This window comes from Streptomyces sp. BE20, assembly GCF_036322525.1.
GTDB lineage: Bacteria > Actinomycetota > Actinomycetes > Streptomycetales > Streptomycetaceae > Kitasatospora.
Map to the genome: position 1 here is coordinate 1 of NZ_JAQYWW010000529.1, position 357 is coordinate 357.

The 357-nt window shown below is 80.1% G+C and carries 1 protein-coding gene; it reads left to right on the plus strand.

Annotation, left to right across the window (positions count from 1 at the left end):
- Nucleotides 1-357: polyketide synthase dehydratase domain-containing protein (locus PUR61_RS08375; RefSeq protein WP_329877306.1), on the plus strand; the 357-nt coding region annotated here is incomplete at both ends.

Below are 357 nucleotides of genomic sequence, written 5' to 3' on the forward strand. Positions count from 1 at the left end.
AGGGGGCGTATCTGGGGCTGGAGGGTGCGCTGGTGCGGCCGGGGCGGGCCCCGGTCCTCGTGCTGGTCGCGGTCGGGGCGCCGGACGACGAGGCCGGTCGGGCGGTGGCCGTCCAGTCGCGGACCGGGGCGGAGGCGCGCTGGTCCGAGCCCGCCCCGGGGCTGCTGTCGGAGCGGACCGGCGGCGACCCGGCCGCCGTCACGGTGCCGGCCGGGGCCGAGGAGATCGACCGCCCGGGCGTCTATCCGGGGATGGAGGCTGCGGGCCTGGGCTACGGGCCGGCGGTCCAGGGCCTGCGCCGGGCCTGGAAGTCCGGGGACGAGGTCTTCGCCGAGGTCGAGGTCGCGGAGCCGCCCG